This window comes from Achromobacter sp. CF-sbj1-Ac2-l (genome assembly GCF_052698165.1).
In genome coordinates, this window is record NZ_CP199855.1 from 618,406 (window position 1) to 638,896 (window position 20,491).

Here is a 20,491-nt window from a genome sequence, read left to right on the forward strand (position 1 = left end):
AATGTTCGAAAAAATCCTGATCGCCAACCGGGGCGAAATCGCCCTGCGCATTCAGCGCGCCTGCCGCGAGCTGGGCATCAAGACCGTGGTGGTGCACTCCGAAGCGGACCGCGAAGCCAAGTACGTGCGCCTGGCCGATGAATCCGTGTGCATCGGGCCTGCGCCGTCGCGTGAAAGCTACCTCAACATGCCGGCCATCATTTCGGCGGCCGAAGTCACGGATTCCGAGGCAATCCACCCGGGTTACGGGTTCTTGTCCGAAAATGCCGACTTCGCCGATCGCGTCGAAAAGAGCGGCTTCGTGTTCATCGGTCCGCGCCCCGACACCATCCGCCTGATGGGCGACAAGGTCAGCGCCAAGCGCGCCATGATCGAAGCCGGCGTGCCGGTGGTGCCGGGTTCCGAAGGCGCGTTGCCCGACGATCCGCAGGAAATCATCCGCGTTGCCCGCGAAGTCGGCTATCCGGTCATCATCAAGGCCGCGGGCGGCGGCGGTGGCCGCGGCATGCGCGTGGTGTACACCGAGGCCGCGCTGCTGAACGCCGTCACCATGACGCGTTCGGAAGCGGGCGCCGCGTTCAACAACCCGGAAGTCTATATGGAGAAGTTCCTCGAGAACCCACGCCATGTGGAAATCCAGGTGCTGGCCGACGGCGGTCGCAACGCCGTGTGGCTGGGCGAGCGCGACTGCTCCATGCAGCGCCGCCACCAGAAGGTCATCGAGGAAGCGCCGGCCCCCGGCATCGCGCGCCGCCTGATCGAGCGCATCGGCGACCGCTGCGCCGACGCCTGCCGCAAGATGGGCTACCGCGGCGCCGGCACGTTCGAATTCCTGTATGAGAACGGCGAGTTCTATTTCATCGAAATGAACACCCGCATCCAGGTCGAACACCCGGTCACCGAGCTGATCACCGGCGTCGACCTGGTGCAGCAGCAGATCCTGATCGCCGCCGGCGAGAAGTTCACGCTGCGCCAGCGCGACATCACCTTCAAGGGCCACGCGATCGAGTGCCGCATCAACGCCGAGGATCCGTTCCGCTTCGTGCCCAGCCCTGGCCGCATCACCAACTGGCACACGCCGGGCGGCCCGGGCGTGCGTATCGATTCGCACGCGTTCAACGGCTATTTCGTGCCGCCGAACTATGATTCGATGATCGCCAAGGTCATCACCTACGGCGACACGCGCGACCAGGCCCTGGCACGCATGCGCACCGCGCTGTCGGAAATGGTGGTGGAAGGCATTTCCACCAACATCCCGCTGCACCGTGAACTGCTGCAGGACGCCCGCTTCATCGAAGGCGGCACCAGCATCCACTATCTGGAAAACAAGCTGGCCCAGCGCCCCTGACCAGCACAATAGGGGCCCGTGGCCCCTTTTTTACTGCCTTAACCGGGCTGACCGGGCCGCGGCGCATGCCGCGGCCCGTTGGCCAGATGGAAGAATCATCATGCGTGAACTCGTGCTCCATTGCCAGGAGGCGCAAGCCGAGGCCCTGTCCGACGCCCTGCTGGAAGCGGGCGTGCTGTCGGTGTCCGTCGAGGACGCCGACCTGGGCACCGACGACGAGCGTCCGCTGTTCGGCGAGCCGGGCACCGAGCCCGACGTGCAGGCCTGGGAACGCAATCGCGTCGTGGCCCTGCTGCCGGACGGAGCCGATCCCGCGCAGATCATGGAAGAAGCCGCCGCCGCGGGCGAGCTCGACCCGGCGCTGTTCGCCGGCTGGAGCCTGCGCGACGTGCCGGACGCCGACTGGGTGCGCCTGACGCAATCGCAGTTCGGCCCCATCCACATCGCCGAACGTCTCTGGATCGTGCCCAGTTGGCACCGCGACAGCCCGGACGTGCCGGGCCTGGAAGCGGCCGCGGCCGAGGATGGCGCCATCCATATCGAACTCGATCCGGGGCTGGCCTTCGGCACCGGCAGCCATCCGACCACGCACCTGTGCCTGGCGTGGCTCGAAGCCGAGCTGCCCAAGGGCGCGACGCTGCTGGACTACGGCTGCGGCTCGGGCATCCTTGCCATCGCCGCGCGCAAGCTGGGCGCCGGCCCGACCCAGGCCGTCGACATCGACGCCCAGGCGGTGCAGAGCACGGTCTTCAACGCCGAGGTCAACCACGTCGAACTGCAGGCCATGTTGCCCGACGGCCTGGCCGACGGCACGTTCGAAGTGGTGGTGGCCAACATCCTGTCCAACCCGCTCAAGGTGCTGGCGCCCATGCTGGCCGGGCGCGTCGCCGCGGGCGGTCACCTGGTGCTGTCCGGCGTGCTGGAACGGCAGGCCGAGGAAGTCGCCGCCGCGTACGCGCCCTGGATCGCCATGTCGGTCTGGCGCGCCCGCGACGGCTGGGTCTGCCTGCACGGCCAGAAGGCCTGAGTCCGTTTCCGCCGGATCGCGCCATGGCCCTGACCACCCGCTGCCCGCAATGCGGCACGTCATTCAAGGTGGTGCCCGACCAACTCCGGGTCCGCAACGGCCTGGTGCGTTGCGGCGCCTGCGCCACCGTGTTCGATGGCCGCGCCTGCCTGCTGCCTGAGGCGGGCATACCGGCATCGGGCGTACCGGCATCGGGCATACCGGCATCGGGCGTACCGGCTGCGGTTCCGCCGCCCGCCGCGATCCCGCCCGCCGCGCCCATTGTCTCGCCGGCGAGCGCCGCGCCGGTCCTGGCGCCACCCGCCCAACCGGCCGACGAAGCCCCGCCCCTGGTGCGGCGGCCGTCCGCCGAGCAACCCCCCGTTCCCCCCTGGGACGACCTGCCCGACGAACCTTTCCTGGCGACGCCGCGCGAAATGGCGATCCGGCCCGTCACGCCGCCGCCCGCTGTGCCGCCCGCAGTACCGCCCGCTGTGCCGCCCGCAGTACCGCCCGCGGTGCTGCGAGGCCGCGACGATATCCGCCGCCGCATCGAACCCGATGCCGCGCTGGCGCAAGAGGGCGATGACGACGAAGACGAGAACGAAGACCTCGATCGCTACGACGATGAGCCGCGCCTGGCCCGGCAGCCGCGCTGGCAGGAACCCGCCGCGCCGCGCGACGAGCCCATCGTGGCGGTGCGCGACAGCGCGCGTTGGGAGGCGCCGCACGCTGCCCGGCCGGCCGAGCCGGTCTTCGTGGTGCGTGACGAGGCTGCCGATTCGCGCCATGACGATGACGAGGATGGCCGCGACGGGGATCGCGACGACGATTTCGACAGAGACCACGACGACGTCGATGACGGGCGCGGCGAGGACTCGCCGGAACCGATCCTCGGCGACACGCGCACCCGCTACTCCAGCGCCACCGACGTCGGCCGTGCGCCGCCCGAATTCCTCGACCAGGACCGCCAGGAGCGCCGCGGCCTGCTGCGCAAGCTGTGGGGCTATGCCTGCCTGCTCGGCCTGATCGCGCTGGGGCTGCAACTGCTGTACGTGTACCGCATCGATATCGCCAACTCCGTGCCCGTCCTGCGGCCGGCGCTCGAGACCGTCTGCAAGCCGCTCGGATGCACGGTCGGCTACGCGCGCCGCCTCGAGCGGATTGCCATTTCCTCGTCGTCGCTGCAGCCTCCCACGGGCGCCGCCGCCATCGACGACGGCCGTACCCGCCTGGTGTTGAACCTGGTTCTGCGCAACCGCTACGACAAGCCGCAGCACTGGCCCGCGCTGGTGCTGGACCTGACTGATTTATCGGACACCGTGGTGGTGCGCCGGGTGCTGATGCCCGAGAATTACCTGACGCCCGAGCAGTTGCGCGGTCCCTTCGGACCGGCGGGCGAACTGAAGATTTCCGTGCCGATTGAAGTGACCGGCGTTCAAGTCAACGGCTACCAACTCGACAAGTTCTTTCCCTGAAGGATGACATTCATGGCAACCCCTGTTCTGGTCTGCGGCTCGATGGCGTTCGACACCATCGCGGTGTTTGAAGGCCGCTTCAAGGAACACATCCTGGCCGACCGCATCCAGTCCCTGAGCGTGTCGTTCCTGGTTCCCAGCATGCGCAAGGAATACGGCGGCTGCTCCGGCAACATCGCCTACAACATGAACCTGCTGGGCGGCAAGCCCGTGCCGGTGGCCACCGTGGGCGAAGACGCCGGTGAATACCTCGAGCGCCTGGACGGCCTCGGCATCGACACCAGCCGCGTCAAGGTCGTGCCCGGCACCTTCACCGCGCAGTGCTTCATCACCACCGACCTGGACGACAACCAGATCACCGCGTTCCACCCCGGCGCCATGTCCTTCTCCGCCAGCAACGACCTGAGCGGCGCCAAGGCCGCCTGGGGCATCGTCGCCCCGGACGCCAAGGAAGGCATGTTCGCCCACGCCGAGCGCCTGCATAAGCAGGGCATCCCGTTCATCTTCGACTTGGGCCAGGCCATGCCGCTGTTCGACGGCGCCGACCTGGAGCGCATGCTCGACCTGGCGCAGGCCCTGACGGTGAACGATTACGAGGCTGGCGTGGTCGAGCAACGCACCGGCCGCAGCATGGCCGACATCGCCGCCAAGCTGCAGGCGGTGGTGGTGACCCGCGGCGCCGAGGGCGCCACGCTGCTGACCGACGGCAAGACCATCCAGATCTCCCCGGTGCGCGCGGCCCAGGTGGTCGACCCCACCGGTTGCGGCGACGCGCAGCGCGGCGGCCTGCTCTACGGCCTGACCAGCGGCTGGAGCTGGGAAGACAGTTGCCGGCTGGGCAACGTCATGGGCGCCATCAAGATCGCCTCGCGCGGTCCGCAGAACCACGCGCCCACGCGGGCCGAGATCGACGCTCTGCTGCACGCCACCTACGGCATCCATCTGCCGGCCTGAACTCCCCGTCGCCCGCCCGGGGCCGTTTCGGGAACCTGAAGCGGCCGGGATGGTCGAATTGCAGACGAGAGACCGGCCGCGGCGTGAGAATGCCGCGGCCGGTTTGCAAATCCGTTTTCCGCCCGTGGCGGTGAGTTTCAGTGTGTTGCACGTTAGGCTGCCGTCCTGTCTGGGCAGGGTATGATCGGATCGTCGGCAGTGCCCGATCGAGGAGTCCAAATGAACCAAAGCAAAACCTTTTCCTTGTTGACGCCGCGTACTGGCCGGTGGTTGGCCGTGGCTGCCGTCGTGACCTCGATGGCTGTCCTGGGCGGTTGCGCCAATCGCAGCGCGTCCAGCGGTGTGTATAGCTATGATCAAGCCCAGCGCGAGCAGATCGTTCGCACGGGCACCGTAACGGGCGTGCGCCCGATCGTCATCCAGAACGACAAATCCAGCGGCGTCGGCATGCTGGCTGGCGGCGCGCTGGGCGGCGTGGCGGGTAACGCCGTCGGCGGCGGCACGGGCCGCACCATCGCTACCGTTGGCGGCGCCATCCTGGGCGCCCTGGCGGGCAATGCGGTGGAAAACCAGGTCGGCAAGAATTCCGGCTACGAAATCACGGTTCGTCTGGATAACGGCGAAACCCGAGTCGTGGCCCAGGAAGCCGACGTGCCGATCAGCGTCGGCCAGCGGGTGCAGGTCATCAGCGGCGCCGGCCCCACGCGCGTCACGCCGATGTAAAAGGCTGGGTCCCCAGCCAGAAGAAAAGCCCGCGAAAGCGGGCTTTTCCGTTTTGGGCGGTCGTTGCGGCGCGGTCAACGAGGTAGGGGACGGGTGGCGCGCGGAAATCTGTCGTTCCGCTGCAACGCAGCACCCGGTGTTTACCCGCAAGCGTTACGTTTACGCGCTTTTTATAGCGATTTGGTCTGTAAGTTTCATGGCGATTCGACGCTTGTAATGCCATGATTGCATCCGTGAGCGATCTCGCCGCCTGATTTTGATGTAACCAAGTGCATCGGCGCGACCCTCCAGGATGCTGTAAATGTCAGTCGATTTTCAGCGATTTTTTGTATACTCGCCGTCCTGTATCTCGGGGCGGGGAATATTTTGCCGACGAGGCAATGTAACGCCGCACTCTCTATGCATACCGAGCAAGAACTCCACACCAAGATCGGCTCCATCGTCGAGTCGATCGTCATGAAGAAAGTCACTCCCGATACGCAACTGATTGCCACTGGCCTGGTCGACTCGCTCGCCGCCGTGGATATCACGCTGGCGGTCGAGGCGGAGTACGGCTGCAGCATCCCGGCTCCCGAGATCGCGGAGCATCTGCAGTCGGTCCGCACGCTCGCCGGCTATGTCGCTGCCAATATTTAGCAATACCCGCCTGTTGTCCCACGTCGCAGCGGCCACCACGGCGGTGGCGCTGGCGTATGGGGCTTTCTGTGGCGCGGATGACGTCTTGTCCAACATCGTCCATCCGGTTTCGACGGTGGCGGCGTCCAAGAGCAACTACCTGCCCAATCTGGGGCCGGATTGGGGCACGCAGCACGTCAACCTGACCCGCCTGGGCAACGCGCTCAGCGACGGCACGCTGGTGGTGCTAGGCTCGTCCGAATTGTCCAGCCATGACCTGCGCTTTGTGCCTTACCGTTTCTTCCCCGAAGAACTGAAGGTGCCGACGCTGGCCTACGGCCACGCCATGTTCCAGTCGTATGGCATCGTCAGCGTGCTGGAGTCGGTGGCCGATTCGCTGACGCCGAACACGCGGCTCGTGATCATGGTGTCGCCGGCCTGGTTCGCCTCGGGCGGCCAGTTGCCGCGCAGCGCGTTCGCCGAACACGTCACCGGACCGGTCTGGGATCGCCTCTGGGACAAGCCCAGCACGCGCGAACAAATGCAGACCTGGATCAGCGACAACGCCAATTGGGGGCTCTTGTGGCTGATCGCCAATGGCCAGGTCGCCGAACTCAAGGACAAGCTGTCGCTGTGGTGGAACGCGCGCAAGGAGCCCGCGCCCGACCGTCCGCGCAGCAAGCTGTCGGTGCCCGCGCATCGTTTCGTGTCGTGGCCCTCGTCGGCCAGGCTCAATGCCGGCCAATGGTCGCGCCTGACGCACGAGGCGCGCGAAGTCGAGCACCAACTGGGCGGCAACAATCCCTACGACGTGCGCGACGATTACTACAAGCAGTACCTGGCGCCGCTGTATTCGCCGGCGCGCAACGAGTTCGCCAACGTCGATCCGCTCACCCGCACCGAGCTGGGCGACCTGTCGCGTGTCATGGCCTTGCTGCAACGGCGCAAGGTCAAGGCGTACTTCGTGATCCAGCCGTTCAATCCCAAACTCATCCTGGACGTCGAACGTTTCGACCCGGTGGTGGCCGCCATCACCGGCATGTGCCAACGCTACCAGATGGGTTGCCTCGATATGTACAGCATTCCCTTCGAACCGGGCATGGTGCGTGATGACATGCATCTGGCCGAGCTCGGTTGGGCGATGGCGGACCAAGGCATAGCGGAGTACTTTTCCCGATGACCCCCCAACAGAAAACCGATGCGACGCCGGACGGCGCCGCCCAGGGGCCGGACGCCCGCAAGGCGGCCAAGGCCTGGGGGCGCCGCTTCTTCTGGCATCTCTGCCTGTATGTCGGGGTGATCCTGGTGTTCGTGCTGCAGGCGCAGCCCACCACGGGTAGCGGCGGGCCTATCAAGGTCGAATTCCAATATCAACAGTTCTGACCGCAGCATGGAATTGTTCGCAAGCTTGAGCTTCTTCGGCGGCGCCCTGTTCGGCGGGCTGGGTCTGTTGGCGTATCGTTCGTTCGGCATGCCGCTGCGCATCGGCTATCGGCACGTCATCGGCGTGATCTGCCTGGGCGTATGGATGGCGGTGTTCTGGGCGCGTCCCTACCAGCCGATCGCGCTGCTGGCCATTTCGGGCAGCGCGCTGTGGGCCATGCGGCGCAACTACATCCCGACCTGGCTGGCTGTCATCATCACCATGACGCCGCTGCTGCTGGTCAAGACCGGCGTCTCGCACCTGGGCGCGATGCTGGGCCTGTCGTTCGCCACCTTCCGCGCCATCGACGTGCTGCTGTTCGCGCCGCGCAACGAGCGCGTGTCGCCGCTGGACTACTTCATCTACCTGTTCTTCCCGCTGACGCTGCTGGCCGGTCCGATGTACCGCTGGCGCTCCTTCCAGGCCGACCTCAAGCGCGGCTACGAAGGCGTGAACCTGAACACCTGGCTGGCGGGCCTGGAATTGATCATGCTGGGCGTGATCCAGAAGTTCGGCCTGGCCGAACTGATCTGGCGCTACGGCCTGTCGACCCTGGACGCGCACGACTACTCGTTCACCGGCGTGGCGCTGAACGCCTCGCTCTACAGCGCCTACCTGTTCTTCGATTTTGCCGGCTATTCCACCATGGCCATCGGTATCGGCATGCTGTTCGGCTTCACCCTGCCGATCAACTTCCGCAACCCGCTGGCGACGCTCAACCCGCAGGACTTCTGGCGCCGTTGGCACATCAGCCTGTCCGAGTGGCTGCGCGACGTGGTGTTCATGCCGATCTACAAGGCGCTGAGCAAGACCTCGTTCTTTTCGCGCCACCGGATGGCGGCGCAGAACATCGGTATCTTTGCCACGCTGCTGGCGATGGGCGTATGGAACGGCCTGTCGCTGCACTACATCGTCAGCGGCCTGATGTTCGGCGCGTACTCGGTGGGCCACAACCTGCTGATCAACGCGGCGCGTACCCGTCCTGCCCTGCAGGCCGCGCTGGCGCGGCCCGTCATGCGTTTCCTCGGACGCGTGCTCACCCTGATCCTGGCTGCCCTGGCGCTCTACGTGTTCAGCGGTCGCAGCCCCATCTGATGCCCGGAGTTTCGGCATGCGTTTCGACCTGAAGACCTTCCAGTTCGTTGACTCCGCGCGCGCGCCCGACGCGCTCGCGGTGGTCGGCGCCGACCGCAGCCTGACCTGGGCGCAACTGCGCGACGAAGCCACGGCCTGGGCCGACGAGGCGCGCGCGCATGGCGCGGCGCCGGATGTGCCGGTGGCCATCTACGGCCACAAGGAAGCCTCGTTCTTCGTTGCCATGGTGGGCGCGCTGCTGATCGGCGCGCCGTTTGTGCCCGTCGACACCATCTATCCGCCGGAGCGCCTGCGCCGCATTGTCGAGATCGTGCGCGCTGCGGCCGTGTACGATGCGGCCGCGCGCGGCTTCGAGCCGGGAGAGGGCGCCGAGCTGGCCGAGCGCGGCCTGGCCTACGTCATGTTCACGTCCGGCAGCACCGGCGACCCCAAGGGCGTGCAGATCGGCCGCGAGAGCGTGGGCCTGCTGGGCGACTGGATGCTGGGCAGCTTCGGCCTGGGCGATGCGCCGGTGTTCATGAACCAGGCGCCGTTCAGCTTCGACCTGTCGATGTACGAGGTGTTCGCCACGTTGGCCGCCGGCGGCACCTGCGTGCTGAATTCGCGCGAGCAGATTGGCGCGGCCGCGACCTGGATGAGCCGGCTGGCGCAGCAAGGCGTGACAACCTGGGTCTCGACCCCGTCCTTCGCCCACCAGCAACTGGCCAACCGCGATTTCTCGCCGGTCACGCTGCCGACGCTGGGTACCTTCCTGTTCTGCGGCGAACCGTTGCCGGCGGCGCTGGCGAAGAAGCTGCGCCAGCGTTTTCCGGACGCCGTGATCCTGAACACCTACGGGCCGACCGAGGCCACCGTGGCCACCACCTGGATCGCCATCACCGACGCGGTGCTGGCGGCGCATGATCCGCTGCCCGTCGGCCATGCCAAGCCCGATTGCGAACTGCGCATCGAGGATGGCGAGATCTGCATCATCGGCGACCACGTCATGCGCGGTTACCTGAACCGCCAGGACCTGAACGAGGTCAAGCTGTTCGTGGCCGAGGACGGTCGCCGTGGTTTCCGCACGGGCGACCTGGGGCAACTGGACGCGGACGGCCTGCTGTTCTGCCGCGGCCGCATGGACGACCAGATCAAGCTGAACGGCTATCGCATCGAACTGGCCGAGATCGACGAGGCCCTGCATGGCCTGCCGGGCGTGGAAGGCGGCGCTTGCGCGGTGCTGCGGCGGCCGGACGGCACCGCGGTGCGCCTGATCGGCTTCGTTGCCGGCGTGGCCGCCGAGCAGGCCGAAGCCAGCCTGCTGGCGCAGGACGCATTGACAGGGTGGAAGGACAAGCTGGGGCAGCGCCTGCCGCCCTATATGGTGCCGTCCGAGCTGGTGGCGTGCGCGGCGCTGCCGATGTCGAACAATCACAAGATCGATCGCAAAAAGCTGATCGATATCTACGCCGCGATTCCGGCGTAAGGCGCCGCCGCGCGGCGTGCGCCAGGGACGGCCCGGTCAGTTCGCCGGGCCGTTGTCGTTTCACACGCCCATCATGCTGTAGCTCAGCCGCGCCAGCACCATCAGCAGGACCTGCGCCACGATCAGCAGCACCAGCGGCGAGAAGTCGATCGAGGTGCGCGGCAGCAGCCGCCGGATGGGATCCAGCATCGGAGCGGTCAGCGCCTGCAGCATCGGCATCATGGGCGCCATCGGGTTGACCCACGACAGCACCGCCTGGATCAGGGTCAGCCACACCACCAGATTCAGCGCCCACTTGAGCGCCATCAGCAGCGCCGACAGCATGGCTGAGGGCAGCAGCACCGCGGGAATCAGGGCGCCGATGGCGACCAGCCAGATCAGCACCAGGTACACCAGCGCGGCCAGCCAGGTGGCCACCAGGCTGGTCCAGTCGATCTTGTTGCCCGCCGGAATGATCTTGCGCAGCGGCAGCACCAGCCAGTTGGTGGCCTGGTAGATGACGCGCGCCAGCGGATTGAAGGGATGCAGCCGAATCGCATGCATCCAGGCGCGGGCGATGAGCGCGGCGCCGAACAGCGTGAACGCGATTTCGAGCAGGAAGCGAAGAATTTCACCGAGCATGGGCGCGATCTACCTAATGATGACGGCTTTTATTGTCTCACGGCAATGCGGCAACGGTGGCGCCCGAGCCGTGCGAATACGTTTTCTTTCTTGGGGTGGGGGCGAATAAAAACCGCCTGGCCGAAGCCAGGCGGTTTGAGGTACTGCTACCGTTGTGACCGGTCCGATTACGGACGGCCACCCGTCGGGAACGGCCACGACGCGGCGGGGTTCAGCGCGGTCTTCGCGCCCGGGGCAGCGGCCGTGGACGGCGGCGTGGCGGGCTTCTTCGGAGCGGCTTTCTTCGCAGCGGGCTTCTTGGCAGCGGCGGGCTTCGCGGCAGGCTTGGCAGCCGGCTTGGCGGCAGGCTTCTTGGCAGCCGGAGCCTTCTTGGCTACGACTTTCTTGGCAACCGCCTTCTTGGCGGGGGCCTTCTTGGCAACCGCCTTCTTGGCGACGGCCTTCTTGGCTACCGCTTTCTTGGCGGGGGCCTTCTTGGCAACCGCTTTCTTGGCGACGGCCTTCTTGGCAACCGCCTTCTTGGCGACGACCTTCTTGGCCGCTGCCTTCTTGGCTACCGGCTTCTTGGCCGCGACTTTCTTGGCGACGGCCTTCTTGGCTACCGCTTTCTTCGCGACCTTCTTGGCGGCCGGCTTCTTGGCGGCAACCTTCTTCACCGCCGGCTTCTTGGCGGCGACCTTCTTGACGGCTACCTTCTTGACGGCAGCTTTCTTGGCCGGGGCGGCCTTCTTCGCTACTGCCTTCTTGGCGGCGGGCTTCTTCACCGCTTTCTTTACGGCTTTCTTGGCTGTTGCCATGGTCATGCTCCTTAGGTTCAGGGGTCCCAGAACTTAAACCCGTGCCCCGATCCGCCAACAAGGCGAACCGTGCCCGGGCTATTCATCGGCGCATGCCGCTGTTCTGTGCGAGCAACAGCTACTACGGTTTGCGCTAATGAATTCGGCACAGCCATTTGATATGGCCCCCGCTCCTTTGGCGCGAGCCATTTCAAATGGCGCCGGTGGGCAGTCTGATCACAGACCGCCTACCGCTTGTTCTACGTGTTCGAAAACACCCTGACCTGGGAGATCGCCCTCAAGGCCTGGCGCGAACGCAACGCTCTTGCAAGAGCGTGCCCGCGCCGGGCCCGAAGGCGAACTGCGTTACTCCCAGCTCAGCGTGCCACCGGTTTGGTATTCGATCACGCGAGTTTCAAAAAAGTTGCGTTCCTTCTTAAGATCGATCATTTCCGCCATCCACGGGAAGGGATTTTCTTCCTGCGGGTACAGCGGTTCGATACCGATTTGCTGGCAACGACGGTTGGCGATGAAGCGCAGGTAGGATTTGAACATGGGAGCGTTCAAGCCCAACACGCCACGCGGCATCGTGTCTTCGGCGTAAGCGTATTCGAGTTCGACCGCTTTGCGGAAGAGTTCTCGAATTTCTTCGCGGAATTCCGGCGTCCACAGATGCGGATTTTCCAGTTTGACGGTGTTGATCAGGTCGATGCCGAAATTGCAGTGCATGGATTCATCGCGCAGGATGTACATGTACTGCTCGGCCGCGCCGGTCATCTTGTTCTGGCGACCCAGCGCCAGGATCTGCGTGAAGCCAACGTAGAAGAACAGGCCTTCCATCAGGCAAGCGAAGACGATCAGCGACTTCAGCAGCGTCTGGTCGGCTTCGGGCGTGCCCGTCTTGAAGTTGGGGTCCGCGATCGCGTCGATGAACGGAATCAGGAACTCGTCCTTGGCGCGGATGGACGGCACTTCGTTGTAAGCGTTGAAGATCTCCGCTTCGTCCAGGTCCAGGCTTTCGACGATGTATTGATAGGCGTGCGTGTGGATGGCTTCCTCGAATGCCTGGCGCAGCAGGAACTGGCGGCATTCGGGCGCCGTGATGTGGCGGTAGGTGCCCAGCACGATGTTGTTCGCGGCCAGCGAGTCGGCCGTGACGAAGAAACCCAGGTTGCGCTTGACGATGCGGCGTTCGTCCTCGGTGAGCCCGTTCGGGTTCTTCCAGAGGGCGATGTCGCGCGACATGTTGATTTCTTGCGGCATCCAGTGGTTCGCGCACGTGGCCAGGTATTTCTCCCATGCCCACTTGTACTTGAACGGCACCAACTGGTTGACGTCGGTCTGGCCGTTGATGATGCGCTTGTCGGCGACCTTCACGCGTTGCGAGGTGGCGCTGCCGCTGGCCGCCAGGCCGGCCGCATGCTGCGGCGCGGCCGGGGTCGGCATGGCGGTGTCGCCGAACACGCCGGTCGCCGCCCGGACTTCGGGCGCAGCCTGCCCGCCCGCCGCGGGCGCGGGGGCTTGTGCAGGTTGCGTGGCGAGGGTGTCGTCTTCCCAATTAATCATGATTCATTCTCCGGAGGCGGTTATTGGCAGGCTTCGCACTCTTCGAAGCCGGGGTCGCCCGGCCGCATGGTGCAAACCGCCCCGAGAACTTCGGGTTCCGGCAAAACAGGTGCAGCGGACACGGGAGCCGCGGTGGACTGGCCACCGGCGCTGACGGCGTTCAGTTCGCCGCCGCGTCCCGTCGACTTCTCGGCGCTGGTGGCGCCAAGGGTACGCAGGTAATAGGTCGTCTTCAGGCCACGCTTCCAGGCCAGCTTGTAGGTGTCGTCCAGCTTCTTGCCGGAAGCGCCGGCCATGTAGATGTTCAGCGACTGGGCTTGATCGATCCACTTCTGGCGACGCGAGGCGCATTCCACCAGCCAGCTCGGTTCGACTTCGAACGCGGTGGCGTAGAGTTCGCGGAGTTCGGAAGGTACGCGATCGATGCGGGACAGGCTGCCGTCGAAGTACTTGAGGTCGGCGACCATGACTTCGTCCCAGAGACCGAGTTTCTTCAGGTCACGCACGAGGTAATCGTTAACGACCGTGAACTCGCCGGAGAGATTCGATTTGACGTACAAGTTCTGGAAAGTGGGTTCGATGCACGCAGATACACCAATGATATTGGAAATAGTCGCGGTTGGGGCGATTGCGATGCAATTGGAGTTGCGCATGCCATGTTGTTTGATGCGCGCGCGCAACGCATCCCAATCGAGCGTGCTCGATTCATCGACCTCGACATGACCGCCGCGTTCGTCACGCAGCATCTTCAACGTGTCTTGCGGCAGGATGCCACGCGACCACAGCGAGCCTTCGTACGATTGATAGCGGCCACGTTCTTCGGCCAGCAGGCTCGAGGCCCAGTAGGCGTGATAGCACACCGCTTCCATCGAACGATCGGCGAATTCGACGGCGGCTTGCGATGCGTACGGCACGCGCATCATCTGCAGGCAGTCCTGGAAACCCATGATGCCCATGCCCACCGGACGATGGCGCGCGTTGGAGTTGCGGGCCTTGTCGACGGCGTAATAGTTGATGTCGATGACGTTGTCGAGCATGCGCATGGCGATGCTGACGGTGCGCTTGATCTTCTCGTGGTCGAGTTCGAAACCGCCGCCAGCGGCCGGCTTCATGTGCGCGACCAGGTTCACCGAACCCAGGTTGCAAACCGCGATTTCGGATTCGTTGGTGTTCAGCGTGATCTCGGTGCACAGGTTCGAGCTGTGGACCACACCGACGTGCTGCTGCGGCGAACGGATGTTGCACGGATCCTTGAACGTGATCCACGGGTGGCCGGTTTCGAACAGCATCGACAGCATCTTGCGCCACAGGGTCAGCGCCGGCATCTTCTTGAACAGCTTCAGGTCGCCGCTGGCAACGCGCGCTTCATAGCCGACATAGGCTTCTTCGAAGGCCTTGCCGTACTTGTCGTGCAGGTCGGGGCAGTCGGACGGCGAGAACAGGGTCCATTCGCCGCCTTCCATGACGCGCTTCATGAACAGGTCGGGAATCCAGTTCGCCGTGTTCATGTCGTGGGTGCGACGGCGCTCGTCGCCGGTGTTCTTGCGCAGTTCGAGGAATTCCTCGATGTCCAGGTGCCACGATTCCAGGTAGGTGCAGACCGCGCCCTTGCGCTTGCCGCCCTGGTTCACCGCCACGGCGGTGTCGTTGACGACCTTCAGGAACGGGACCACGCCCTGGCTTTCGCCGTTGGTGCCCTTGATGTGGCTGCGCAGCGCGCGCACCGGGGTCCAGTCGTTGCCCAGGCCGCCGGCGTACTTGGCCAGCAGGGCGTTTTCCTTGATGGCGTCGTAGATGCCTTCCAGGTCGTCGGAGACGGTGGTCAGGTAGCACGACGACAGTTGCGAGTGCAGAGTGCCCGAGTTGAACAGCGTCGGGGTCGAGCTCATGAAGTCGAACGACGACAGGATCTCGTAGAACTCGATGGCGCGGGCTTCGCGATCGGTCTCGCGCAGCGCCAGGCCCATGGCCACGCGCATGAAGAACACCTGCGGCAGTTCGATGCGGGTGCCGCGGATGTGCAGGAAGTAGCGGTCGTACAGGGTCTGCAGGCCGAGGTAGCCGAACTGCAGGTCGCGCTTGGCGTTCAGGGCCTTGCCCAGCTTGGTCAGGTTATAGCTGGCCAGGTCGGGCGACAGCAGGCCGCCTTCGATGCCGCGGGCGATGAAGGTGGGGAAGTATTCGGCGTAGCGGGCGGCCATGCCGTCCTGCGAGACTTCCTCGCCCAGCACTTCCTTGCGGATCGTGTGCAGCAGCAGGCGGGCGGTGACCTGGCTGTAGGCCGGGTCCTTCTCGACCAGCGCGCGCGCCGACAGGATGGCGGACTTGAACACTTCGTCGACGGGGATGCCGTCGTACAGGTTCTTGACCGTTTCCTTCAGGATGGCTTCGGAGTCGATGAATTCGGCCAGGCCTTCACCGGCGGCGACGATGGTGGCGCGCAGTTCGGCGATGTCCAGCGGACGGCGGACACCCGCGTCCGTGACATGCAGCACGTTTTCCTGGGGCACGGCGTCGGCTTTCTGCTGGCCTTCGGCGGCCGCGGCGGCGCGTTCCTGGGTGCGCTTTTCGCGATAGAGCACATAGGCGCGGGCGACGTCATGCTGGCCCGAACGCATCAGCGCCAGTTCGACCTGGTCCTGGATGTCTTCGATGTGGAAGGTGCCGCCGCCCGGGCGGTTGCGCACCAGCGCGTTGACGGCCTGGGTCGTCAGTTGTTCAACCAGCTCGCGCACGCGGGCCGAGGCTGCGCCCTGGCCACCGTTGACGGCCAGGAAGGCCTTGGTCATGGCGATGGCGATCTTGCCGGGTTCGAACCCGACCACCGAGCCATTGCGGCGGATGATGTTGTAGCTGGCCCATTGCCCGCCGTTGGCGTCGGCCGGGGAATCGGTTTGAGAGGGCGGCACGGCCGAAGGCCGGGTCACAGAGGCGATCGTAGTCTGCATGGAAGCTCCTGTGCGAAAAGCGCGTAGATAGCGACATGACGACGTCATGTCAGGTACGAAATTTGGATCTTATTGAGGGGGTCGCAACGCTTGGACGGACGAATCCGCATGGCGTGGCCGACGAGTATCAGCGGTTAGGCGACCACAACATATAGTGTAGCACCCCTCGTTGGACACTAATTCTAGTGATCGAGTACGACAGCTACAAGAAGAAGATAGGATCAGGTTCCCAAAACATTGTTACTAAATGCACTGGGCGCGCCTAGCAAGGCGCGCCCAGGAGAATGCCGCTCAGCGCGAGTGTTTATGCGGTTTTCCGCAGGGGTACATCGCGCGGGGCAGGCGCCGTATAGCTTTGCATCAAGCGGGCCAGCTCCGTCCTGTACTTCTCGACGTTCGCAGCCTTCACGTGGCCGAAGCCGCGGATGGTTTCTGCAAGGGCGGCGATTGTAGCCGCTTGCGCCAGGTTGTCGCGATTCAACCCTGCGAGCAACTGGTCTATGGTCTGGCGGTATTCGACCACCAGGGCCCGCTCCATCTTGCGCTCGGCCGTGTGGCCGAACGGATCGAACCAGGTGCCGCGCAGGCGCTTGAAGCGGGTCAGCAGCTTGAGCGCGGTCATGGTGCGCGGGCCGAGCGTCAGCTTGCGCGGCACGCCGGTGCGCGGGTCCTTGCGCGCGAAGATCGGCGGCGCCATGTGGAAGCGCAGGCTGTAGTCGCCTTCGAACTGGCCCTTGAGCTGGGCCTGGAAGGCTTCGCCGGTATAGAGGCGGGCGACTTCGTATTCGTCCTTGTAGGCCATCAGCTTGAACAGGCCGCGCGCCACCGCCATGGCCAGGCGCGGCGTCCTGGCGTCGGGCGCCAGCTCGCGTTCGCGCGCGGCGACGCGTTCGACCACGTCGCGATAGGCCTGCGCGTAGGCGGCGTCCTGGTAAGCGGTCAGGTCCTCGACGCGGCGCGCCACGGCGCGCTCGAACGTTTCCGGCACATGCAGTTGCACCACCTGGGCGCGCGGGCGCAGCGCGCCGTCCAGCGCGTCGGGCTGGTGCGCGGCCAGGCGGCCGCTGTCGAACGCCGCGCGGTTGGCGGCCACGGCGACGCCGTTCAGTTCAATGGCGCGATTGATGGCGGCCTGCGACAGCGGCACGCCGCCGCGCTGCCAGGCGTAGCCCAGCATGAACATGTTCGACAGGATGCTGTCGCCGAACAGGGCCAGCGCGGCCTCGTGCGCGTCGATGGCGGCGGTGTGGTCCTCGCCCGCGGCGTGGCGGATCTTGGCCAGCAGCGCTTCCGGCCGCATGGCGGCGTCCGGGTTGCGGGTGAAATCGGACACCGGCGCGACGTAGGTGTTGACGGTGACCTGGGTGTGGCCGCGGCGCAGCGCGCCGAGCGAGTCGGGCGCCACGGCGGCGACCGGATCGCACAGGATGGCGGCGTCGGCCTGCTGCCAGTCCAGGCGCACCGGGCCGGCGGCCGCGCCCGCGGGCGCCAGGCGGATGTGGCTGACGACCGTGCCGCCCTTCTGCGCCAGGCCGGTCAGGTCCAGCACCGCGGCCGACAGGCCTTCCAGGTGCGCGGCCATCGAGACGATGGCGCCGATGGTGATGACGCCGGTGCCGCCCATGCCCGCCACCAGCAGGCGGTAAGGGCGTTCCAGCGCCGGCGGCTGCGGCAGCGGCAGTTGCTGGATCAGGCGTTGCAGGCGTTCCTGGTCGGCCTTGGGCGCGGCGCTCTTTCTGGGCTTGCCGCCCATGACCGAGACGAAGCTGGGGCAGAAGCCTTCGGCGCAGGAGTAGTCCTTGTTGCAGCTTGACTGGTCGATGGCGCGCTTGCGGCCGTAGGGCGTTTCCAGCGGCACCACCGACAGGCAGTTCGATTTCACGCCGCAGTCGCCGCAGCCTTCGCACACGGCGCTGTTGATCAGCATGCGGCGGGCCGGATCGGGGAACTGGTTCTTCTTCCTGCGGCGGCGCTTTTCGGCGGCACAGGTCTGGTCGTGGATCAGCACGGTGACGCCGGGAATCTCGCGCAGCTCGCGCTGCAGGGCGTCGAGCTCGCGGCGGTGATGCACCTTGATGCCGGCGCCCAGGTCCACGCCCCGGTATTTCTCGGGCTCATCGCTGGTGACGACGATGCGGGCGACGTTCTCGCCGCGCAGTTGCTGGCAGATCTGCGGCACCGAGATCGGGCCATCCACCGGCTGGCCGCCGGTCATGGCGACGGCGTCGTTGAACAGGATCTTGTAGGTGATGTTGGCCTTGGCGGCCACGGCCTGGCGGATCGCCAGGTAGCCGGAGTGGTAGTAGGTGCCTTCCCCCATGTTCTGGAAAATGTGCGGCATCCTGGTGTAGCGCGACAGGCCAATCCAGTCGACCCCTTCGCCGCCCATCTGGGTCAGGCCGCCGGTGTCGCGGTCCATCCAGGCGGCCATGTAGTGGCAGCCCACGCCCGACAGCGCCTGGCTGCCTTCCGGCACCTTGGTCGAGGTGCTGTGCGGACAGCCGGAACAGAAATAGGGGCGGCGGCGCATGCCGTCGGCGTCGTTGGACAGCATGTCCTGGCAGTCGAAGGTGGCCAGGTCGACGCCGGGCTGCAGGCCGGCGCTGCGCGACAGCCATTGGGCCAGCGGCCGCGCCAGCAGCGACGGGCGCAACTGGCCGGCGGACGGCACCAGCGTCTCGCCGTCGAAACCCTTCTTGCCGACCACGGTGGCGCGCTCGGGCAGGTTGAACAGCAGGTCCTTGAGCTGGGTCTCGACCACGGCGCCTTTTTCCTCGATCACGAGGATGTGCGAGAGGCCGCGCGCGAACTCGAGCATGCGTTCGGCGTCCAGCGGCCAGGTCAGGCCCGGCTTGTAGATGCGCACCGGCGCGTTGGCGGTGACGGTGTCCACCCCCAGGCGCGTCAGCGCTTCCATGGCGTCCAGGTGGGCCTTGCCGACGGTGACGATGCCGACGGTGGCTTTGGGCGCCGGACAGGTGAGGCGGTCGATGCTGTGGCGGCGGGCGAAGGCGGCGACCGCCTTCATGCGCAGGTTCATGCGGGTTTCGACCGCCAGCGACAGGAAGTCGCGGGCGGAGTATTCCAGCGCTTCCGGCGGCAGGTCGGGATCGGCCGGCATGTCGTAGTGGCGCACCGGCGCGGGGGTGAACGAGTGACCGCTTTCGATGGTCTCGGACACGGCCTTGAAGGCGACCCAGGCGCCGGAGTGGCGCGACAGGGCCCAGCCCCACAGCGCGAAGGTCTCGTATTCGTCGATCGAGGCCGGGTGCACGATGGGCATCTGCCAGCCGATCAGCGAGGCTTCGCTGGCGTGCGGGATCGAGGAGGAGACGGCGGTGTGGTCGTCGCCCACCACCACCAGCACGCCGCCATGGCGCGAGGCGCCGGCGGCATTGCCGTGGTGCAGGGCGTCGCCGGCGCGGTCCACGCCGGGGCCCTTGCCGTACCACATGGCGAAGACGCCATCGACGTTGCGGTCGGCGCGTATGCCGGCCTGCTGGGTGCCCATGACGGCGGTGGCGGCCATGTCTTCGTTGATGCCGGGCAGGAACGAGATCTGGTTGGCGTCCAGCGCCTTCTGCGCCTTCCACATCGCCATGTCGACGCCGCCCAGGGGCGAGCCGCGATAGCCGGAGACGAAGCCGGCGGTGTTCAGGCCGCGCTCGCGGTCGATGCGGCGCTGCGTCAGCATGATGCGCACCAGGGCCTGGGTGCCGGTCAGGAAGATGCGGCCGGTCTCGCGGGTGAGGTTGTCGGCGAGCTGGTAGTCGAGGTCCAGCGTGGGCTCGGGGGCGGGGGTGCCGTCCATCATGAATGCTCCTGTAGTCGGCACCATGATAGGTTCGCGAGGCATCGGGTTTATTGCGTTTTCGGATCGTGCTATCCCTATAATTCGCAATGAATATTTCGTATTTGCGGAATTTCGACCCAAACAGGAGACAAAACGATGGACAAGACCGATATCGGCATCCTCAAGGCCTTGCAGGAGGATGGCCGGGCCTCGGCGCAGCAGCTTTCGGACAAGGTGGGGCTATCGGCGGCGCCGGTGTGGCGGCGGGTGAAGGCGCTGGAGGCCAGCGGCGTGATCCAGGGCTACAGCGCGCAGGTGGATCGCAGCAAGGTGGGGCTGGGCTGTATGTTCGCGCAGATCAGCCTGGAGCGGCATTCGGCGAACACGGTGGAGAACTTCGAGCGGTCGGTGCGGGATGCGCCGGAGATTCTGGAGTGCTATGCGGTGACGGGGGATTCGGATTTTCTGCTCAAGATTCTTGTGGAGAGTCCGGAGGCTTATGACCGGTTCTTGCATCGGTTCTTGTTCAATATGCCTGGGATTCGGCAGACGCGGACGATTGTGGCGTTGCGGGAGATCAAGCATGAGTTGAAGTTGCCTTTGTAGGGGGGGCTTCTATGTGGGCTCTTGTGGCGGGTTGGGTTCTTTAGTCGCGGGAGCCGGGGCAGGCGGGGGATGGC

The 20,491-nt window shown here is 65.7% G+C and carries 16 protein-coding genes; 11 read left to right on the top strand and 5 right to left on the bottom strand.

Annotated features, from left to right (window positions below; translation table 11 throughout):
• Position 1 precedes the first annotated feature (1 nt).
• The 10 genes from accC to ACUDCK_RS02900 all read left to right on the top strand — a co-directional run bounded on the left by accC (position 2) and on the right by ACUDCK_RS02900 (position 10,107).
• Positions 2–1,348, top strand: coding sequence for an acetyl-CoA carboxylase biotin carboxylase subunit (accC, locus tag ACUDCK_RS02855; RefSeq protein WP_054503416.1), 1,347 nt, complete (start codon positions 2–4; stop codon positions 1,346–1,348).
• Between the two features lie 100 nt (positions 1,349–1,448).
• Positions 1,449–2,375, top strand: coding sequence for a 50S ribosomal protein L11 methyltransferase (prmA, locus tag ACUDCK_RS02860; protein ID WP_049071128.1), 927 nt, complete (start codon positions 1,449–1,451; stop codon positions 2,373–2,375).
• A 23-nt stretch (positions 2,376–2,398) separates the two neighbouring features.
• Entirely contained in the window at positions 2,399–3,832 is a 1,434-nt protein-coding gene (locus ACUDCK_RS02865; RefSeq protein ID WP_175168031.1) for a DUF3426 domain-containing protein, read from the top strand.
• 12 nt (positions 3,833–3,844) lie between these two features.
• Positions 3,845–4,786, top strand: a complete 942-nt coding sequence (locus ACUDCK_RS02870) for a carbohydrate kinase family protein (protein ID WP_054503418.1) — start codon at positions 3,845–3,847, stop codon at positions 4,784–4,786.
• 219 nt (positions 4,787–5,005) lie between these two features.
• Positions 5,006–5,509, top strand: a complete 504-nt coding sequence (locus tag ACUDCK_RS02875; RefSeq protein ID WP_054503419.1) for an outer membrane lipoprotein — start codon at positions 5,006–5,008, stop codon at positions 5,507–5,509.
• Between the two features lie 399 nt (positions 5,510–5,908).
• Complete coding sequence (locus ACUDCK_RS02880) at positions 5,909–6,145, top strand: acyl carrier protein (RefSeq protein WP_006392761.1); 237 nt, start codon at positions 5,909–5,911, stop codon at positions 6,143–6,145.
• The gene (locus tag ACUDCK_RS02885) at positions 6,126–7,304 is read left to right on the top strand and encodes a D-alanyl-lipoteichoic acid biosynthesis protein DltD (RefSeq protein WP_054503420.1); all 1,179 of its coding nucleotides are present in this window, start codon (positions 6,126–6,128) and stop codon (positions 7,302–7,304) included. Before ACUDCK_RS02880 ends, ACUDCK_RS02885 begins: the two co-directional genes overlap by 20 nt.
• Positions 7,301–7,507 (top strand): hypothetical protein, encoded by a 207-nt coding sequence (locus ACUDCK_RS02890; RefSeq protein WP_162876685.1) that lies wholly within the window; start codon positions 7,301–7,303, stop codon positions 7,505–7,507. The genes ACUDCK_RS02885 and ACUDCK_RS02890 overlap by 4 nt, the downstream gene beginning before the upstream one ends.
• Before the next feature lie 7 nt (positions 7,508–7,514).
• On the top strand, positions 7,515–8,642 hold the full coding sequence (locus ACUDCK_RS02895; protein ID WP_054503422.1) for an MBOAT family O-acyltransferase: 1,128 nt from the start codon (positions 7,515–7,517) through the stop codon (positions 8,640–8,642).
• A gap of 16 nt (positions 8,643–8,658) precedes the next feature.
• On the top strand, positions 8,659–10,107 hold the full coding sequence (locus tag ACUDCK_RS02900) for a D-alanine--poly(phosphoribitol) ligase (protein ID WP_064528762.1): 1,449 nt from the start codon (positions 8,659–8,661) through the stop codon (positions 10,105–10,107).
• Between the two features lie 60 nt (positions 10,108–10,167).
• Here the strand turns inward: ACUDCK_RS02900 and ACUDCK_RS02905 are convergent, their stop codons facing one another.
• The 5 genes from ACUDCK_RS02905 to ACUDCK_RS02925 form a co-directional block, all read right to left on the bottom strand.
• On the bottom strand, positions 10,168–10,728 hold the full coding sequence (locus ACUDCK_RS02905) for a YggT family protein (protein WP_054503424.1): 561 nt from the start codon (positions 10,726–10,728) through the stop codon (positions 10,168–10,170).
• Between the two features lie 167 nt (positions 10,729–10,895).
• Positions 10,896–11,525: a histone H1-like DNA-binding protein gene (locus tag ACUDCK_RS02910; RefSeq protein WP_080977310.1), complete on the bottom strand. Its 630-nt coding sequence runs from the start codon at positions 11,523–11,525 to the stop codon at positions 10,896–10,898.
• 345 nt (positions 11,526–11,870) lie between these two features.
• Positions 11,871–13,070 (bottom strand): ribonucleotide-diphosphate reductase subunit beta, encoded by a 1,200-nt coding sequence (locus ACUDCK_RS02915; protein ID WP_054416260.1) that lies wholly within the window; start codon positions 13,068–13,070, stop codon positions 11,871–11,873.
• A 20-nt stretch (positions 13,071–13,090) separates the two neighbouring features.
• Positions 13,091–16,018 (bottom strand): ribonucleoside-diphosphate reductase subunit alpha, encoded by a 2,928-nt coding sequence (locus tag ACUDCK_RS02920; protein WP_175168033.1) that lies wholly within the window; start codon positions 16,016–16,018, stop codon positions 13,091–13,093.
• Between the two features lie 304 nt (positions 16,019–16,322).
• Entirely contained in the window at positions 16,323–19,829 is a 3,507-nt protein-coding gene (locus ACUDCK_RS02925) for an indolepyruvate ferredoxin oxidoreductase family protein (protein WP_175168071.1), read from the bottom strand.
• A 138-nt stretch (positions 19,830–19,967) separates the two neighbouring features.
• Here ACUDCK_RS02925 and ACUDCK_RS02930 point away from each other — a divergent pair, with 138 nt between their 5' ends.
• Positions 19,968–20,417 (top strand): Lrp/AsnC family transcriptional regulator, encoded by a 450-nt coding sequence (locus ACUDCK_RS02930; protein WP_006388620.1) that lies wholly within the window; start codon positions 19,968–19,970, stop codon positions 20,415–20,417.
• Positions 20,418–20,491: the final 74 nt, after the last annotated feature.

What these genes read in the sequence shown, in the direction of transcription:
- ACUDCK_RS02870 (WP_054503418.1), top strand. Translation starts at nt 3,845, where the DNA reads ATGGCAACCCCTGTTCTGGTCTGCGGCTCGATGGCGTTCGACACCATC.
- ACUDCK_RS02905 (WP_054503424.1), bottom strand. Translation starts at nt 10,728, where the DNA reads ATGCTCGGTGAAATTCTTCGCTTCCTGCTCGAAATCGCGTTCACGCTG.
- accC (WP_054503416.1), top strand. Translation starts at nt 2, where the DNA reads ATGTTCGAAAAAATCCTGATCGCCAACCGGGGCGAAATCGCCCTGCGC.
- ACUDCK_RS02880 (WP_006392761.1), top strand. Translation starts at nt 5,909, where the DNA reads ATGCATACCGAGCAAGAACTCCACACCAAGATCGGCTCCATCGTCGAG.
- ACUDCK_RS02925 (WP_175168071.1), bottom strand. Translation starts at nt 19,829, where the DNA reads ATGGACGGCACCCCCGCCCCCGAGCCCACGCTGGACCTCGACTACCAG.
- ACUDCK_RS02915 (WP_054416260.1), bottom strand. Translation starts at nt 13,070, where the DNA reads ATGATTAATTGGGAAGACGACACCCTCGCCACGCAACCTGCACAAGCC.
- ACUDCK_RS02910 (WP_080977310.1), bottom strand. Translation starts at nt 11,525, where the DNA reads ATGGCAACAGCCAAGAAAGCCGTAAAGAAAGCGGTGAAGAAGCCCGCC.
- ACUDCK_RS02900 (WP_064528762.1), top strand. Translation starts at nt 8,659, where the DNA reads ATGCGTTTCGACCTGAAGACCTTCCAGTTCGTTGACTCCGCGCGCGCG.
- ACUDCK_RS02930 (WP_006388620.1), top strand. Translation starts at nt 19,968, where the DNA reads ATGGACAAGACCGATATCGGCATCCTCAAGGCCTTGCAGGAGGATGGC.
- prmA (WP_049071128.1), top strand. Translation starts at nt 1,449, where the DNA reads ATGCGTGAACTCGTGCTCCATTGCCAGGAGGCGCAAGCCGAGGCCCTG.
- ACUDCK_RS02885 (WP_054503420.1), top strand. Translation starts at nt 6,126, where the DNA reads ATGTCGCTGCCAATATTTAGCAATACCCGCCTGTTGTCCCACGTCGCA.
- ACUDCK_RS02875 (WP_054503419.1), top strand. Translation starts at nt 5,006, where the DNA reads ATGAACCAAAGCAAAACCTTTTCCTTGTTGACGCCGCGTACTGGCCGG.
- ACUDCK_RS02865 (WP_175168031.1), top strand. Translation starts at nt 2,399, where the DNA reads ATGGCCCTGACCACCCGCTGCCCGCAATGCGGCACGTCATTCAAGGTG.
- ACUDCK_RS02890 (WP_162876685.1), top strand. Translation starts at nt 7,301, where the DNA reads ATGACCCCCCAACAGAAAACCGATGCGACGCCGGACGGCGCCGCCCAG.
- ACUDCK_RS02895 (WP_054503422.1), top strand. Translation starts at nt 7,515, where the DNA reads ATGGAATTGTTCGCAAGCTTGAGCTTCTTCGGCGGCGCCCTGTTCGGC.
- ACUDCK_RS02920 (WP_175168033.1), bottom strand. Translation starts at nt 16,018, where the DNA reads ATGCAGACTACGATCGCCTCTGTGACCCGGCCTTCGGCCGTGCCGCCC.